12 protein-coding genes are annotated in these 16,234 nt (G+C 65.9%); 3 read left to right on the forward strand and 9 right to left on the reverse strand.

From position 1 onward, the window contains the following. From A5791_RS24835 to eccB, 7 genes are all read right to left on the reverse strand, one after another. Positions 1 to 137: WXG100 family type VII secretion target (locus tag A5791_RS24835; protein WP_197504581.1), on the reverse strand; the 137-nt coding region annotated here is incomplete at its 3' end. 252 nt (positions 138 to 389) lie between these two features. Beyond that, entirely contained in the window at positions 390 to 689 is a 300-nt protein-coding gene (locus A5791_RS24840) for a type VII secretion system ESX-5 target PE18 (protein WP_067242789.1), read from the reverse strand. A 394-nt stretch (positions 690 to 1,083) separates the two neighbouring features. Next, the gene (locus A5791_RS24845; RefSeq protein ID WP_067242791.1) at positions 1,084 to 2,298 is read right to left on the reverse strand and encodes a PPE family protein; all 1,215 of its coding nucleotides are present in this window, start codon (positions 2,296 to 2,298) and stop codon (positions 1,084 to 1,086) included. Positions 2,299 to 2,307: 9 nt separating this feature from the next. Beyond that, a complete protein-coding gene (locus tag A5791_RS24850; RefSeq protein WP_067242793.1) occupies positions 2,308 to 2,607 on the reverse strand; it encodes a PE family protein in 300 nt (99 codons plus the stop codon). Between the two features lie 251 nt (positions 2,608 to 2,858). Next, the gene (locus A5791_RS24855) at positions 2,859 to 4,010 is read right to left on the reverse strand and encodes a PPE family protein (protein ID WP_231996007.1); all 1,152 of its coding nucleotides are present in this window, start codon (positions 4,008 to 4,010) and stop codon (positions 2,859 to 2,861) included. A gap of 582 nt (positions 4,011 to 4,592) precedes the next feature. After that, positions 4,593 to 8,759 carry a type VII secretion protein EccCa gene (gene eccCa, locus A5791_RS24860; protein ID WP_067242798.1) on the reverse strand — a complete coding sequence of 1,389 codons (4,167 nt, stop codon included), beginning with the start codon at positions 8,757 to 8,759 and terminating at the stop codon, positions 4,593 to 4,595. Further along, on the reverse strand, positions 8,756 to 10,270 hold the full coding sequence (gene eccB, locus A5791_RS24865) for a type VII secretion protein EccB (protein WP_067242802.1): 1,515 nt from the start codon (positions 10,268 to 10,270) through the stop codon (positions 8,756 to 8,758). Before eccB ends, eccCa begins: the two co-directional genes overlap by 4 nt. 368 nt (positions 10,271 to 10,638) lie before the next feature. Between eccB and malQ the strand changes: the two genes are divergently transcribed. The 3 genes from malQ to A5791_RS27820 all read left to right on the forward strand — a co-directional run bounded on the left by malQ (position 10,639) and on the right by A5791_RS27820 (position 15,269). Further along, positions 10,639 to 12,783, forward strand: coding sequence for a 4-alpha-glucanotransferase (gene malQ / locus A5791_RS24870; RefSeq protein WP_067242883.1), 2,145 nt, complete (start codon positions 10,639 to 10,641; stop codon positions 12,781 to 12,783). A gap of 356 nt (positions 12,784 to 13,139) precedes the next feature. Next, positions 13,140 to 14,873 (forward strand): molybdopterin-dependent oxidoreductase, encoded by a 1,734-nt coding sequence (locus tag A5791_RS24875; protein WP_067242885.1) that lies wholly within the window; start codon positions 13,140 to 13,142, stop codon positions 14,871 to 14,873. Positions 14,874 to 14,978: 105 nt separating this feature from the next. Beyond that, positions 14,979 to 15,269, forward strand: coding sequence for a LapA family protein (locus tag A5791_RS27820; RefSeq protein WP_369828140.1), 291 nt, complete (start codon positions 14,979 to 14,981; stop codon positions 15,267 to 15,269). Here A5791_RS27820 and A5791_RS24885 read toward each other — a convergent pair. Continuing rightward, positions 15,263 to 15,649 (reverse strand): hypothetical protein, encoded by a 387-nt coding sequence (locus A5791_RS24885; RefSeq protein ID WP_067242804.1) that lies wholly within the window; start codon positions 15,647 to 15,649, stop codon positions 15,263 to 15,265. The genes A5791_RS27820 and A5791_RS24885 overlap by 7 nt on opposite strands. Positions 15,650 to 15,693: 44 nt before the next feature. Further along, positions 15,694 to 16,122, reverse strand: coding sequence for an SRPBCC family protein (locus A5791_RS24890; protein WP_067242807.1), 429 nt, complete (start codon positions 16,120 to 16,122; stop codon positions 15,694 to 15,696). Positions 16,123 to 16,234: the final 112 nt, after the last annotated feature.

The following is a 16,234-nucleotide window of genomic DNA, read 5'->3' on the forward strand; positions in this document are numbered from 1 at the left end:
CTCCAGCCCGCACCCGAGATGTTCTGCGACGACGCCCACATCCGGCGGGCCTCGTCCTCAACTGTCTGGGCGTGGGTTTCGAAACGCCCCGCCATCGCCCGCATCGCGTGCGGGTCGGTCATAAAGCGCGTTGCCATATGAATTTCTCCTCAGTCAATTAGTTGCTTGGATTTGTCGTGCTGGAAGGCGACGGCCGGACTGGGTGCGGGATGACGCACCGCCCAACCGCAAACTAACTACGCTCCCCTTTCTGTCAGCCGCCGGTGCCACCGGCCGTTCCAACACGGTCAAGCAGACCGTCCCGGGCGCTTCCATCGCCGGGCAGTCGATCCCCGAGATCACCGACTGCCTGGGGGTTGCCGTCGCAACCCTTGCCTCGCCGGCCTGGTCTAGCCGGCAGCGGCTGCATTGGCGGCCTCAGTGGCCGCATACGAACCGGAACTTGTCGTCAGGGTGTTCACGAACATTTCGTGAATAGCGGCGGCTTGCGCGCTGACCGCCTGGTACATCTGCGCGTGCGCGGCGAACTGGGCCGCCGTCAGCGCCGACACTTCATCAGCGGCAGCGGGGACCACCCCGGTCGTCGGGGCCGCCGCAGCCGCGTTCTGCGCGTTCATGGCGGAACCGATGCCCTGCAGGCTTCCGGCCGCCGCAGCCAGGGCTTCTGGCTGCGTGGTCACGAACGACATGTTGCGTCCTCCTCAATCGTCAGCAACCGCTCTCCCCCAAGAGAGTAGATGACTCCGCGGTCCAAGGTCGTTTTCGGCGCTGCCAATCGGCAAGTGTTCACCAGGCGGTACGACGAATTCACTTTCGGTAACGCCACAGTAACAGTGGTACACCTGGATCGAGGTCTGCCCGCGACCATCATGACGAGATCTTTACAGTGCATACGGCCAGCTCCGTGGGTTGGGGTGCGATAAAAATCGCGTCGTCGGCTAACTTCCGCCGGTGAGGCCCGATGGCGGGCCCGGCGGCGTCGTCGGTCGATTGCCGGCCCGGCGCGCCTTGGCTCATCCCCGTGCGAGGGGAGCTGCCACGTGTCCTTGACCGCGGCGGTCGCCGCAGCAACCGCCGCGGTGGTCATCCGGCGAAGGGTGGGCGCGCCATGACGGTGGGCCGGAAGCCGTACCGGGGACCGCTGTTGGCGCCGGCGCCGCCACCCACACCAGCGAGGGGCATGCCGCCCAGCAGGTTTCCCGCTCCCGATTCGGGCGCCGCGCTGATCGTGCTGATGGGTAGCGGTGCGGCATGGCTCGGCGCCGCGATGGCCGGGGACCAGGTGGTCGGGACCGATAGCTTGCCGACCGAGGCCGCCTGGCCCAGTCCCGCGGCTACTCCCTGGCCGCCGCCGCCCAGCAGTCCACCCAAACCGCCCAAACCTTTCCCGGCAGCTGCGCCCGCGGCTTCGGCTCCGGCTTTTGCGGCAGCCGCCGGCGCCAGCCCCTTGCTGATGGACAGCATCGTGTTTGCCATACCGGTCGAGAAATACGGCATACCCAGGACGTTATAAGCAGGTCCGGCAAAGTTCCTGAAGGCGGTGATGAACCACTGCGGGTTCACCGTGCTGCTCCCGCCGATACCAGTAAGGATCGAACCAAGGATCGAGTTCGGGTCGACCGTGAATCCGCTTGAGGTTCCGGTGATCCCGGACCCGGTCAGCGACAGTCCCTGCAGCACGTTGCTCACAGAAGACGTCGACTGCGCGGACGTGCCCGCCGAAGTACTGGCCGCCTGCGCGACCGCGGCGGATTGCAGCGCCTGCCCGGCTGGGTTGGTCGTTTGTGCCGGCGAGGCGAACGTCGTCAGCTTCGTGGCGGTTGCCGAGTTGGCGGCGTAGCTGTACATGGCTGAGGCATCTTGAGCCCACATTTCGCCGTACTGCGCCTCGAGCGCCGCAATGGCGTTGGTGTTTTGACCCATGACGTTGGTAGCCAGCAGCTGCAACAGCTCGGCGCGGTTTGCCGCAATCAGTGGAGGCGGCACTGTCGCCGCGAATGCGTTCTCGTATGCCGCTGCCGCGGCGCTGGCCTGGCTGGCTGCCTCCTGGGCCTGAGCGGCGGTCGTGTTCATCCAGGTGACATAGGAGTTCGCCGCCTCAGCCATCGCGCCCGATGCCGGACCCAGCCATTCTTCGCCGGTCAGCGTGCTGACCGCCGCTTCGTAGGCCGTTGCGGCTGAGGACAGCTCCGCTGCCAGTCCGTTCCACGCGGCGGCGGCGGCGACCATGGGGGCCGAGCCCGGCCCCGCATACATCCGCAGAGAGTTGATCTCCGGCGGTAATGCCCCGTAATCCATCCCTGATCCTTACCTGGCCGCCACCGCGTTGGCCGCCTCGGTGAAGGCATACGACCCGGCGCTGGTGCGCAATGTGTTGACGAACATCTCGTGAATGGCCTGCGCCTGGGCACTGACCGCTTGGAACATCTGGGCGTGCGCGGCGAACTGTGCCGCTGTCAGCGCCGACACCTCGTCCGCCGCCGCCGGGATCACGCCGGTCGTCGGCATTGCCGCGGCCGCGTTCTGGGCGCTCACCGCCGAGCCGATACTTTGCAAGTCCGCGGCAGCCGCCGCCAATGCTTCCGGTTGCGCCGTCACAAACGACATCTGATTTCCTCCTCGATAGCCCTGTAACTCAATCACCTTCAGCGGAAGTCATTCCGTTGTCACGTTACTTCGCTCGCACCGAACGGTGCTGCACGCAATGCCAACTATTCATTCCCGGCCAACTACTGTTCATGTCCCGGTAAGGGGAATTCATCTGCAGTTCGCTCGTGAATTCTGTCGGCACCATCGCTGCCCGACAACGCTTCGGATAATCCACCGACCAATAAAATTTGGTTGAAATTAACCTCCTCTTATCCTGCGGATGGTGATCGGGTGAGCACGTTGTAGCGGAAGCCGTATTTGGTGACGTAGCCGGCGCTGCGCCGGCCGGTTCCGGCGCCGGATAGCGGTATTCCGCGTAGCAGCCCGGAGGTTCCGGCGTTGGAAGCGGTGGCGGTGTTGATGCTGCTGATGCCTAGGGGTTCGGACACCGGGCTGATTTCGGCGACGGGTGTGGCGGCGGTCCAGGTTTGGGGTACCGACAAGGCGCCGACGCGGGCGGCCTGGCCCCAGTTGGCGGCCACCGGGGTGCCCCAGGCGCCGATGGCCCCCGGTGGCGGGAGCGCGCCACCGAGCGCGGGACTGGGAGCCGGAGCCCCGGGCAGCATTCCAGCGCTCCACCCCAGCAGCGAGTTGACGGACCCCACAGAGCCGTAGGCAAAGTAGGTCTCCGCGCTCCACATGCCCGAGGATGCGCCGAAAAGGGTGGCGATCAGGCCGTTGGGGCCGACCATCCAGTCCGGCAACGTCGAGGCTGTGGCGGCGCCGGTGGCCGCCCCGGTGGTGCCGGTGGCGGTGGTGGTCGACGAGGCCATCGTGGTCGCCGCTGAGGTCGCCGCCGAGACGGTCGAGGCGGTGTTACCCGCTGGGGTGGCTGCGGCCTGGTTGACCGCCGCGGCTTGGGCGGCGACGCCGGCCGGGCTGACGGTGGTCGGTGGCGCGGAGAACGGACTCAGTACCGAGGCGGTGGCCGAGGCGGCGGCGTAGCCGTACATGGCGGCGGCGTCTTGGGCCCACATTTCGGCGTAGTGGGCCTCGGTGGCCGCGATCGCGGCGGTGTTTTGCCCGAAGAAGTTGGTCGCGATCAGGGCCATCAGCAGTGCGCGGTTGGCCGCGATCACCGGTGGGGGCACCGTCATCGCAAACGCCGCTTCATAGGCCGCCGCGGCCGCCCGAGCCTGCATAGCCGCCTGCTCGGCCTCGGCGGCGGTGGCGCTCATCCAGGCCACATACGGTGCTGCCACGGCGACCATCGCCGTCGACGCCGGCCCCACCCAGGGCGCGCTGGTCAGCTCGGCGACTATCGAGCCGTAGCCGCGGGCGGCGGTGTCCCACTCGGCGGCCAATCCGTCCCAGCCCGCCGCGGCCGCCAACATCGGCCCGGCCCCGGGACCGGCATACATCCGACCCGAATTGACCTCCGGCGGTAACGCCCCGAAGTCGAACAACACCCCTCCTTAACTGGCCAACATCACAGTGGCTGCTCCTGCCGCGGCATCCGCGCCTTCGGCATGGCGAAGCGGTCACAAATGGCTGTCGATAACGCGGCTGCGACTGGATTTTTGGCGACGGCGCCACCAGCATTTCTGCGTTGCACGAACGAAATGCGCATTCTGCCTCGATAATCCGCGTCCACAACATCGTTCGATAGCGAGATTAGATGGCCGTTGCGCGCAACGCCGCGCGCAACGCCAACAATTCATTCGTGGCTAATTTCGGGCTAACCGATGTTCATCCCGAGGTCACCGTGGCTTCACGAAGCAAGGCTGCTCAAGGCTTTTTCCAGTCGCACGATAATTGACGACGACCGGTGGCCCCGGCAATTTGGCGGCTGCCGGAAACGCGGCATTAACCGGCAGTTTGCTTAAAATATGGACGCAATTAAGAATGGTGGATAAACAGGCAGACGTCCGCACTCTCGCGGCGCCGAACATCGACGCGCTGAAATCGCCCCTGGCGCAGGCGAAGGCGAGTCCGGTGCTGGACTAGCGGCGCACCTCGGTGGCGGCGACCTGCACGAACACCCCGGTGTCCTCGGCCATCAGCAGGCCTCGGCCGCGGGGCAGCGGACCGCCCTTCATCTTGCCGCGGATGAAGCCCTCGTCCGGGTCGGCATCCATCACCAGCAACGGCGCATTCGCCTGGTGCAGCGCCCGCAGCATCGGGTCGCTGCCCGCCGAAGACCAGCCGCCGAAGGTGCGCGTGACGATCACATGCAACCCGACGTCGGCCGCCCTGGTCACCCAGGGAGCGGCCTTGTGCAGCGGCGAATCGAACCCCGGCGGCAGCTGCTGGATGTCGTCGACGATCAGGAAGATCTCCGGACCGCTCCACCAGGACCGCGACAACAGCTCCGCCGCGGACAAACCCGGCGGTGGCTCACGTCCGGCCAGCACCGCGGCCAGTTCGCCCATCATCGCCTGAACGCCGTCCAGGTTGTAGGCGAACTTCTCCACATATTCGGAGCCCAGCGCCGTCAGCAGCTGGCGGCGTGGGTCGACCAGCCAGACCTGAGCCGACGGCCTGCCCGCCGGCGGCGGTGGTGCGCTGGTGGCTCCCGGCGCGTACAGCCGGCCGATTTCGGACATGATGGTGGCCAGCGTCGTGGTCCGGCCGCACTCGCGTCGCCCGGTCACCATCAAGTGCCCGTTCTCGGCGAAATTGAGATAGACCGGCTGCAGGTCCAGCTCCGATATCGCCCAGGCGATTCCGCCGGCGCCCACGCCCTGGCGGGTGTCCCGGGCGGCAAGCTCGCGGACTTGCTCGACGCCGAACCGGGCCGGTAGCCGCCGAACCGGAGCCGCATGGCCGGTCGCGAGGCGGCTGACCGCTGCCACCACACTGTCGGATTCGAAGACGTTGTCGGCCGTGGCGCCCAACGCCGGCCGGGCGATCAGCGTGTGCAGGCCCGATTGCGGGTCGCTGTCGAGGCGGACGTAGTTCACCGCCACCATGCCGCGTCCCGGTTTGACCGGAACCTCTTTGGCGAACCGCGATCGCACTAACTTGGCGTCTTCCACCGCGGCCAGTCGCAGCTCGATGCGGGAGCCGAAACCGCTGCGCACCGGGGGCCGCAACTCCGATTCGCGATCGGCGCTGACCACCACATGCACACCGAACGACGGCCCCTGGTTGATGATCAGGTTCACCTGCTCGATGAGCACCTCGTTCTCTTCGGCCAATGCCCGGTAGTTGTCGATCACCAGGTAGACGTCACCGAACCCGTCGTTGGGCACCGGACCGGGCTCACCGCCGAACTTGCGGCGCCGGAACATCTCCATCGACGCGATTCCGTATTCGAGGAAGCTGCGTTTGCGCTCGCGGACCAGCGCCAACAATTCGGCCACCGTCCGTCGCACACCGTACGGGTCGGTCGGGCCGGCCACCTCGCCGACGTGCGGCAACTGGGACACCGTGGTCAGCGCCGTGCTGCTGTAGGCCAGGCAGTAGAACTGCACCTGTTCCGGAGTGTGGGTCAGGGCGGCCGAGCAGATCAGCGTCTGCAGGGCAGTTGTCTTGCCCGAACCGCCGGCGCCCAGGATCAGCACGTTGGCACCCGGCCCGGAGGTGTCGACCGTCCACGGCGGCTGGTCGTGCTTGAACGGCCGGTCGATGATGCCGATCGGGAAAATCAGGTTTCGCGCCGAGCCGTAGTCCTTCTGCCAGGGGTGGCCCAGGAACCGGTTGACCAAATCGTCGATGGCGACGGGGGTGGTCAGCGGCGGTTGCCACAGCCGGTACGGCTCGAACTGGATCTTGCGCAGCTGATCAATGATCACCGTGCCGACTTTCGGCGTCCGGATCCCTTCCTCGTCCTCGTCCTCCTCGACGTCGCCGGACTCGAGCACCTCGCCGTTGCCGTGCACCGGCGCCTCTACCTCCGGGCCCCCCACGCTCACCTCGAGCGGCGTGAACGAGTTGGTAAACAGTTGCGGGCGAACGTAATCGATGCTGTGGACCAGAGCCGGCGCTTCCTCGCCGTCAATGGTGACCCCGCGTGAGTAGTAGTCCCGCCACAGGAACTCGGCCTGGAACCGGATGATGTCCTCGAGACTCTTGCGGAAGTATCCCAACCCCGCCTGCGCCGGCAGGTTGACCGCGTTGGGTACGCCGGCCGCCTGCGCTGCCCCGGCGGTGCGCGCTTTCAGAACCAAGCGGTAACCCATGTTCTCCATGAGCTTTTCGGCCCGGCTCTCAATGGTCTGCGACGCCATCATCAGGTGGATCCAGTAGGCGCGGCCCTGCCGGCCGATCGAGTCGAGGACGTCGACCGCGGTGGGCATGATGCGGAACCATTCGTAGAACTCGTCGATGACCACCACGAGCATCGGCAGCGGGGGCATGTCCTGGCCGCGGGCGCGCATGCGGGCGCGTACCGCGTTGTATTCCTTAGCGTCGTCGACGCCGGCGTTGTCGCACACGGCTTTACGGCGGGCGATCTCACCCCACAGCGCATCCAGGAAGCGCTCCATCAGCGCCTGGTCTTCTTCGAGGTCGGTGATGATCCGCGAAACGTGCGGCACGCCCGCGAACGGCTTCACCGCCGACCCACCCTTGAGGTCGGCCAGGACGAACTGCAGCTCCTCCGGCGGGTGGCCGAGCATCAGCGATTCGATCACGGTTCGCACCAGCGTCGACTTACCCGAACCGGTCGTGCCCGACATGACGCCGTGCGGGCCGTCGCCACCTTCGTCGAGGGACTTCATGTCCAAGAACAGCAGTTCGCCGTTGTCGGACCGGTTACCGAACGGCGCGCGCAGCCGAGACCGGCCCATGGTGTCGGTGCGGCTGCCCCACAACGAGTTGAAGTCGATATCCGCAGGATCGTCAATTCCGTAGTAGGACAAGATGTCCCGGGCGCCGATCTGAGCAACCCGCTGACCGATCTCTTCGTAGGCCTCGGCCAGGCGCCAGCGTGCCAGCTTTTGCGCGAACTCTTCGGCCTCCGCCCCACTGAGGTGATCGGTGAGGGCGAAGAACCAGGGCTTGTCGTCGATGACCATCCAGGTGTCGCGGTCGCGGGGCAGCGCCTCGATAACGCCCTTCTCGTCGAACCGCAACGTCCGCTCCGGGACGGCAGTCCACATCGACGAGCCGGTCAGGTCGAAGAACGTCACCCCGTCGACGCCCTCCGCACTGATCACGTACTCCCACTGGGGATCGGTGACATCGGCGATGATGACGTGGTGGGGCGTCGGGGTCTGCGCCGACGAACTGGCATGCCGCGGCGTGAAAGACCCACGGCCGGCGAACAATTCGGCCTGCTCGGCGGCGAATTCGCGCACCGAGCTGTAGACCATCCGTGCATTGCCCGCTGCGTCCTGACGCTTGGGGTCACCGAAATGCGGAAGCCATTTGACCCAGTCCCACTCCCCCAGGTCGGAACTGACGACGATCATCTGCACGTGGTCGGGCCCGTGGGAGAACGACAGCTGGCAAATGATCGAGCGCATCAACCCCAACACCTGCTCGCGCTCGCCGATCAGCGAATACCAGGGCTCGACCAGCAGGGACACCATCTTCGGCAGGTTGTACACAACGCTTTGGTAGCGGCCGAATTCCTGAAGCGCCTTACCGGTCACCGGCTCCAACTCGATGTCGGTCGGCATGTTCTGCGGCTCGCCCCAGGTCACCTCGGGGCGCGTCATACCCACCCCGACTCGGACCACGCCGAAGTTGAGGTCTTTCCCGTCGGGCTTGCGCTCCCACATCCGCGACGACCCGACCGCTGCGGACAGTGTGTTGGGCGCCGGGTGGAACCACCGGTAGTTCGCGTCCATGCTGTCGGCCGACTCGTGCGCCGTCTCGCGCAGCATGTCCAGCATCAACATGAACTGGGCGCGCATCGAGTCCAGCTTCGGGCGACTCATCTGTTGCTGGCCGCCGAACCGGCCGCCGAACATCATCATGGCGACGCCACCGATCATGAAGATCGGGAAAATCGAGCCTGCGCCACCGAACACGTGCGAGCCGCTGGCAAAGGTCATGCCGACCATGCCGACCAGCAGGCCGACCACCAAGACGCCGACCACGATCAGCCACCAGGGTTTGCCTTCCGGCGGCGGAATGCTCAGCGGCGTTGGCAGGACGATGTTTTCCGGTTTGATTACCGGAGGCTTCTCCGGTGTCGGCCGGGCAAAACCACGTTTCACTTGGGTACCGCCAGTTCTTGAGGTGTCATGTCCTTCGGTAGCGTGTCGTGCATCACCAGCGCGTCAGCGCGTGACAGCGTCGGTCCTTGCGGCAGCAGTTGCAGCGCCACCCACGGCGCCAGGCTCGGCTGCGACTTCAAACCCAGCGCCTCGCGGGCTTCTTTACTGCCGTCGACCCCGAACCGCGCGCCCGCATCGGTGATCCACCACAGCGACTCCGTCGTCTGCGCTCCCGGGTGGTTGCCCGTCACCGCGACGAAGTTCGCATAGTCGGAGCCGAAGTAGACCTGGTCCGCTGCGGTCGCCTCGGCCCGCACCAGTTTGACCACTTTGCTCACTTTGGACGCCGGGATCGGGAGGGTCGGGCCGGACACTACCTGGACGCGGGCCCTGCTCTCCCCTGCGCTGCGCTCCCACCACCAGCAGGTCGACGGATTCTCCCGAATGTCCACCACTTCCAGTGGATTCTCCGGATACGACGAGAGGTCCAGCTTGTTGACCACCGGCATTTTTGCAAGTTCGGCCGGTTGCACCGTCACCGGCTTGCCGTTCCCAGGTCCGCCGGCGTTCTGCAGAATCTGGGCGACCAGCGTCGGAAGCGTCTGCACGCCATCGGCCAAGACCAGCGAATACTGTTGCGGCCCACTGATTTGCGGAGTGACGAGTATCGTCCCCACGGGTCCGGGAGCGCCCGGGAAAGCCGCGGGAGCATTCAGGTTCGGCACGTCTGGCACTACCAGTTCGGGACCGACGGGCAGGGCGTCGAACAACGCTCGGCTCATCGGCTTGGCCTGGCTGACTTGCTCCGGCGTCAACCCGAGCGGCAGCAAGACCGCCCGGTTCGTGGGGTCCACCCGCGAACGGCGCCCCTGCCGAACCACCCAGGCGTCCCCGCCGTAGCTGAGCACCACCGCGTCCGACCCGGTCAGTACCCGTCGGTGGTTGCTGAGTTCGGGGGTGCCGTCGATCACAGTCACGGTCACTCCCTGGGAGGATCCGGCACCTGTCGAGGTGGCCACGGTGTCGCAGACCAACCACGACGACGACGTCGGGGTCTTCGGCGCGAACGACGACGGCGCGCCCGGGATGCCCACCAACGGGCCGTGCGGCAAGCCGGCGATCTGGCTGCCGCGAACCAGGTGCGGGTTGTCCGGACGGCCAGTGATCAGCCGCGCCGAGGCCAAGTTCAACGCCGGATACAACCGGTCGCCCACGCGGACGTAAAGCGCGCCGGAGTCGCGGTCCGCGATAATCGGCGACTCGTTCAGCTGGCCGGACGGGCTGATGAACGACCACAGCAGCGCCCCCAGACAAATGACGACTGCCGCCGACACCGACGCCACCACCGCCAGGATCTGGCGGCGGCCGGGCTCGACCTCCATGCGGACCCGCCACCGGGTCAGAGCCATTGCGGTGCGGCGCGCCAGGAATTGGTAGCCGGTTACCTGGGTCCGGGTCGACAGCCCGAGGCCGTATCCCGACCCCCGTCGCCCGCGACTCTCATCCGCCACGTTGATTCACCATCCGGTTTGCTCTAGCGCCTAAAGATTGACCTGGGCTTTGGCCCGCATTTCGGCCTCGATATTCATAGCGAGCGCAAATCACATCGATAACCGTAAGGCACCTGCACAGACCTCGCCACGCGACAGCTCACGCACTTTTCTGTGCATCGTGCTGCCTCGACGAATCCGTTCCCTTTCGGTCGAGATCCTCGCGGACCGTCGAGCAACCGAACCAAGCGCGGCGCGCTCCACAGAGCTGCCAGTTTCCGTCCCCCGCTGCATTCTTGTGCCTTTAAAAGGCATGGTAGCCACTTGCGGCCAACTGGGCTCGTGACCCCGTTCTGGGCCGGCGGGGTCCGGGACGCAAGATGGGCGTCATGAGTGAGCTTGCGCCCTCGCTGGTGGAACTTGCCAGGCGGTACGGCATCGCGACCGACTATGAGGATTGGGCCGGCCGGCGGGTGCTCGTCCCGGAGACCACGCTGGTACATGTTCTCGCTGCGCTCGGTGTGGCGGCCGGCACCGAGGAGGAGCGCAACGCCGCGCTGGTCGCGCATCTTCGGACCTATTGGGCGCGTCCGATGCCGGCAACCATCGTGGCCCGGTCAGGCGCGCAGGCGCGGTTCTGGGTGCATGTCACCCACGGGCTTCCCGCCGACGTGTGGCTGCACCTCGAGGACGGCTCGGTTCGACACGAGGTCCAGCAGGTCGACAACTTCACCCCCCCGTTCGACCTGGACGGACGCCCGGTCGGCGAAGCGAGCTTTGTATTGCCCAGCGACCTCCCGCTCGGCTATCACCGGGTGCACTTGCGCTCCGGCGACTCCGAAACCAGCACCGCGCTCATTGTCACGCCCGACTGGCTGGGGCTGCCCGAGCGGCTCGGCGCGCGCCGCGCCTGGGGGCTGGCCACCCAGCTCTACAGCGTGCGGTCTCGCCAGTCGTGGGGTGTCGGCGACCTGACCGACCTCGCGGATCTCGCCGTGTGGTCCGCGGCCCGGCATGGCGCGGACTACCTGCTGGTCAATCCGCTGCACGCGGCCACGTTGACGCGCCCGATGGAGCCGTCGCCGTATCTGCCGACTTCCCGACGATTCGTCAATCCGCTTTACCTTCGCGTCGAGGCAATCCCTGAGTTCGCCGACCTGCCCAGGCGCGGGCGGGTCCGGCGGCTGCGTTCCGAGGTTCAGCAGCGCGCCGCTGAACTCGATGCGATCGACCGCGACACCGCGTGGGCCGCCAAGCGCGCCGCGCTCGAACTGCTGTACCGGGTGCCGCGGTCGGCCGGCCGCGAACTCGCCTACGCCGCATTCCGCGAGCGCGAAGGCCGTGCTCTCGACGATTTCGCCACCTGGTGTGCACTGGCGCAGAAATATGGCGGCGACTGGCACCAGTGGCCGGAGACGGTGCGGCACCCGGCGAGCGACGGCGTCGCGGCTTTCGTCAAAAAAAATGCCGACGCCATCGATTTCCACCGCTGGCTGCAGTGGCAGCTCGACGAGCAACTCGCCGCAGCGCAGTCACTATCGGTGCGGGCGGGCATGGCGTTGGGCATCATGCACGACCTGGCTGTCGGCGTACACCCCAGCGGCGCCGACGCCTGGGCGCTGCAGGACGTGCTGGCGTTGGGGGTCACCGCGGGTGCGCCACCCGACGAGTTCAATCAGCTGGGCCAGGACTGGTCACAGCCGCCGTGGCGGCCGGACCGGCTCGACGAGCAGGAGTATCGACCCTTTCGCGCGCTGATCCAGGCGGTGCTGCGGCACGCCGGCGGAGTGCGCATCGACCACATCATCGGGTTGTTCCGGTTGTGGTGGATTCCCGAGGGCGCACCACCCACCCAAGGCACCTACGTGCGCTACGACCACGACGCGATGATCGGCATCGTCGCCTTGGAGGCGCACCGGGCCGGGGCGGTCGTCGTCGGCGAGGATCTCGGAACCGTCGAGCCGTGGGTGCGCGACTACTTATTACTCAGGGGACTGCTGGGGACCTCGATCCTGTGGTTCGAGCTGGATCGGGACGGAACGGGCGGCCCACTTCCGGCCGAGCGCTGGCGCGAGTACTGCCTGTCGTCGGTCACCACCCACGATCTGCCGCCTACCGCGGGCTACCTGGCCGGAGATCATGTGCGGCTGCGGGATTCCCTGGGGTTGTTGACCCGGCCCGTCGACGAGGAACTGCAGTCCGATCGCGGCGAGCTGGCCGCCTGGATGGCTGAGTTGCGCCGCGTCGGGCTATTGGCGCAGGACGCAGAGCGGGACGCCGAGCAAATCATCCTGGCCCTTTACCGCTACCTCGGCCGGACGCCGTCGCGCCTGTTGGGGGTCGCCCTGACCGATGCAGTCGGCGACCGGCGGACCCAGAACCAGCCGGGAACCACCGACGAATATCCGAACTGGCGCATTCCGCTGACCGGACCGGACGGTCGAGCGGTGCTGCTCGAAGACGTGTTCGCCGATCGCCGGGCAGCCGACTTAGCCGACGCCGTGCGAGCTCAGACCGCCCCACTGACCGGATGATCCACCGCTCGAGTGCGTGCCCGACCCGCTGTGCTCGCAGGAGACTATGCCTGAACTCACAGCCAGCCCTTAAGGATCCGCGTTTGCGGAAAAAGGATCGCATGTTCTTATGCGGTTGCGGTTTTGTCGCCCAGGCGTGCGGACGGTTTGCCGGCGGCATGCCCGTCACCGTCACGAAAGTTGCCTGACGACCAGGTTCGCCGCGGCGTCCCGGGCCGGAGGCGCCCGATTTATCCAAGTGATGTCGTGGTATTTTTCGCCAAGTGACGAACACCGAACGTCAAGGTGCCGATCCGCATGTCGATTTCGCCCAGCCTTCCGCGGGCTCAGTATCGACAACGACAGTAGGCACGCCGCTGGTAACCACTCCGGACTTCCGCAGCGAAATCCATGAAGCCGAAGACACCATCGATGTGGAGAGCTACGGAGGCGGATTCGACCTCACCAGAAGGGCTACCGCGCCGCGCCTGCGGGTGGGCCGCGACAAGTGGTTCAACCTGCTGTGGCTGATCCCGATCGGCTTCGCACTGCTGATCGCGGCGGTGGCTATCGGCAAAGGCCTGCACAACATGCCGGCGGTGCAGTCGTTCATTCACCGCCACCCGGGGACCGACACCCACTCCGGCGCCACCCCGGGCCTGCCCGCCTGGATCGGGTGGACCCACTTTTTCAACCTGTTCATGATGATGTTCATCATCAGGACGGGCATCCAGATTCTTTGCGACCACCCCCGGCTCTATTTCAGCCGCAATGCCACCCCCGGCAAGGACGAATGGCTGCGGGTGGGGCCTCCCGTACCCGACGACGATCTGTGGACCGCCAACGCCGACACCGTCGCCCTGCCGCCGCAGTTCGGGCTGCCCGGGTTCCGGCATTCCATCGGCCTGGCCCGCTGGTGGCATCTCGGCGTCGATGTCTTGTGGCTGGTTAACGGCGCGGTGTTCTATGTCCTGCTGTTCACGACCGGGCAGTGGCGCCACATCGTGCCGACCAGCTGGAACGTGTTCCCTGACGCCGCATCGGTGGCCATCCAGTACCTGTCGCTGGACTGGCCGGAGGACAACGGCTGGGTCGCCTACAACGGGATGCAGCTGCTGGCCTACTTCACCACCGTCTTCATCGCTGCCCCGGCCGCGCTGATCACCGGTCTGGGCATGTCGCCGGCGCTTTCGCAGCGGGTCCACTGGATCAGCAAGCGGCTGAGCATCCAGATCGCCCGTTCACTGCATTTCCTGGTGCTGGTGTACTTCTTGTTCTTCATCGTCGTGCACGTCACGCTGGTTTTTGCGACCAGCGCCCTGCGGAACCTCAACCACATGTTCGCCGCCCGCGACGACAACAGCTGGATGGGCTTCTGGATCTTCGCCCTGGCGATGGTCGTCACCGCGGTCGCCTGGGTGTGGGCCACTCCGTTCACCATTCGCCATCCGCGCGTCGTTCAGCGCGTCGGCTACGCGCTCGTCGGCCCGTTCCAGCGCATGCTGGAACAGCTTGATCCCAAGCCCGGTGCCTTCACCGAAGAAGACATCTCGCCCCACCACTGGCGCAACGGCCGTCTTCCGGAGACCGTCGAGTACAAAGAGCTGGAAAAGAACGACTTTCGCGACTGGCGGCTGAAGGTCTACGGTCTCGTCGAGCACCCGATGGAGTTCTCCCTCGACGACTTGAAGGCCCTGCCCTACCACGACCAGATCAGCCAGCATTTCTGCATCCAGGCCTGGTCGGGTGTGGCCAAATGGGGTGGCGTGCAAATGAAGACGATCATGGACATCGTCAAGCCGTTGCCCGAAGCGAAGTGGGTGGTGTTCTACTCGATGGGGCTGGGCGCCACCGGCGGCATCTATTACAACGCCCACCACATCGGCCAGATGGACCACCACATGACGATGTTGGCGTACAACATGAACGACCAGCCGCTCCCCTACATGCACGGCAAGCCGCTGCGGCTCCGTAACGAGTTGCAGCATGGCTTCAAACTCGTCAAGTGGATCAAGGGAATCGAATTCGTCGCCGACTACCACGACATCGGTAGCGGTTACGGCGGCTACAGCGAAGACCACAAATACTTCGGGCGGCACCAGACGCTGTAAAGCTGACTGGCCCGGTTGCCTGCAGCCTCACGGCCCGCCGAAGTCGTTTGTCCAAAGCGCATTTCGGGTAGCTCTTTGAGCGGGTTCAACAAGAGGAGGCGCTTCATGGGAGACATCTCGCGCGGCCTCGGCGACCCTGCGCGACCCACCCGTACCCGCGGCGCCCACCGGAACGACGAACCGATCGATGACGTCGAGAGGATCCCCCGGATGGTCGTCGTGGGCGCCGCCGTGATCGTGTTCGTTGTCGGTATCGCCAATTTCGCCTTGGGGCAGGTTGGTCTCGGTGTCGCCGCGGTCAGCATCGGACTGCTGGTGTTCGGCGCCGGGCTGAGCTGGCTTGCCATGGAGCGCAGGCGGATTCGTGAAGCAGAAAGGGAATGGCCGCCCTACTGAGTCGGGCAGATCTGCTTCAACCACTCGTCCAGCACCTGGTAGTTCTTCGGGTAGTCCGGGTCATCGAAGTGAGCACCGCCGGCGCTGACGAAGTATTCGATCGCGGTTTTGGCCGGTGGCGGCGGGTTGAAGCTTTCAATGGTGTTCGCGGCCCTGCGTGCGCCATCGGCGTCCGACCCCGCCAACAGGTCCACACTGGCGTCGTCGACTTCGGCGCATTGGCGGGAATTCAGCGCTGCGACGGGCGCGGGGCCGCCGGTTCCGATGGTGGGGTGCCCAGTTGCGGAGCTTTCGGCTGCCCCGGTCGTCTTGCCGCTCGCGCAGGCCGCCATCAGCGTGGCGCTGATTAGAGCCGCTGTGAGGAACCGCAATTTCGGCATGCAAACTCCGCACTGTGTCGATCGGCCTTACGCCAAGTCTGCGACTACTGGAGGGCGGCGAGATTGTTTATCGACTTGCGAACGTCGGACCGCAACACCCTGGCGACCAGGTTTCCGATCGGCCCGTTCAGTAGGCCGCCGCTCAAATCGGCGACGAGATGGAAGGTGGAGCCGGGATCGTCGTCGGTGACGCTCATCGACAGGGCGATGCGAATTCCGCCACGGCCGCGGCCTTGCAGCTCAATCGATTTCGGCTCGTCGTAACGCGTGACCGTCCAATGGATGATGTTGCGGAAACCCTTGACCTTGATCAGCGACGAAATGCACGTGCCTTCCTCGATCGTCGACGGAACCTCACCGCGCCATCCGCCGAATATCGTCATCCATTCCTCGAATCGACCCAGGTCTGATGCCAGTTTCCAGGCGGACGCCGGCTCCAGCTTCGATGACGTCGAAACGTCTACTCGTGCCATAACTTTCCGCTTCTCGAGGTGGACAGAGTTCCGACAGCACGGCATAGGCGTGACATTCGCGCTGTCCGGCTTGCATACCCGCCCGCGTTGGCCGGAAAACCCCGCCAGAGCC

Source organism: Mycobacterium sp. 852002-51163_SCH5372311 (assembly GCF_001667115.1).
Lineage (GTDB): Bacteria > Actinomycetota > Actinomycetes > Mycobacteriales > Mycobacteriaceae > Mycobacterium.

Bases quoted from the DNA above. Each gene is read 5' to 3' on its own strand.
- A5791_RS24890 (WP_067242807.1), bottom strand. From the start codon at position 16,122: ATGGCACGAGTAGACGTTTCGACGTCATCGAAGCTGGAGCCGGCGTCC.
- A5791_RS24850 (WP_067242793.1), bottom strand. From the start codon at position 2,607: ATGTCGTTTGTGACGGCGCAACCGGAAGCATTGGCGGCGGCTGCCGCG.
- A5791_RS27820 (WP_369828140.1), top strand. From the start codon at position 14,979: ATGGGAGACATCTCGCGCGGCCTCGGCGACCCTGCGCGACCCACCCGT.
- A5791_RS24845 (WP_067242791.1), bottom strand. From the start codon at position 2,298: ATGGATTACGGGGCATTACCGCCGGAGATCAACTCTCTGCGGATGTAT.
- malQ (WP_067242883.1), top strand. From the start codon at position 10,639: ATGAGTGAGCTTGCGCCCTCGCTGGTGGAACTTGCCAGGCGGTACGGC.
- A5791_RS24840 (WP_067242789.1), bottom strand. From the start codon at position 689: ATGTCGTTCGTGACCACGCAGCCAGAAGCCCTGGCTGCGGCGGCCGGA.
- A5791_RS24855 (WP_231996007.1), bottom strand. From the start codon at position 4,010: ATGTATGCCGGTCCCGGGGCCGGGCCGATGTTGGCGGCCGCGGCGGGC.
- A5791_RS24885 (WP_067242804.1), bottom strand. From the start codon at position 15,649: ATGCCGAAATTGCGGTTCCTCACAGCGGCTCTAATCAGCGCCACGCTG.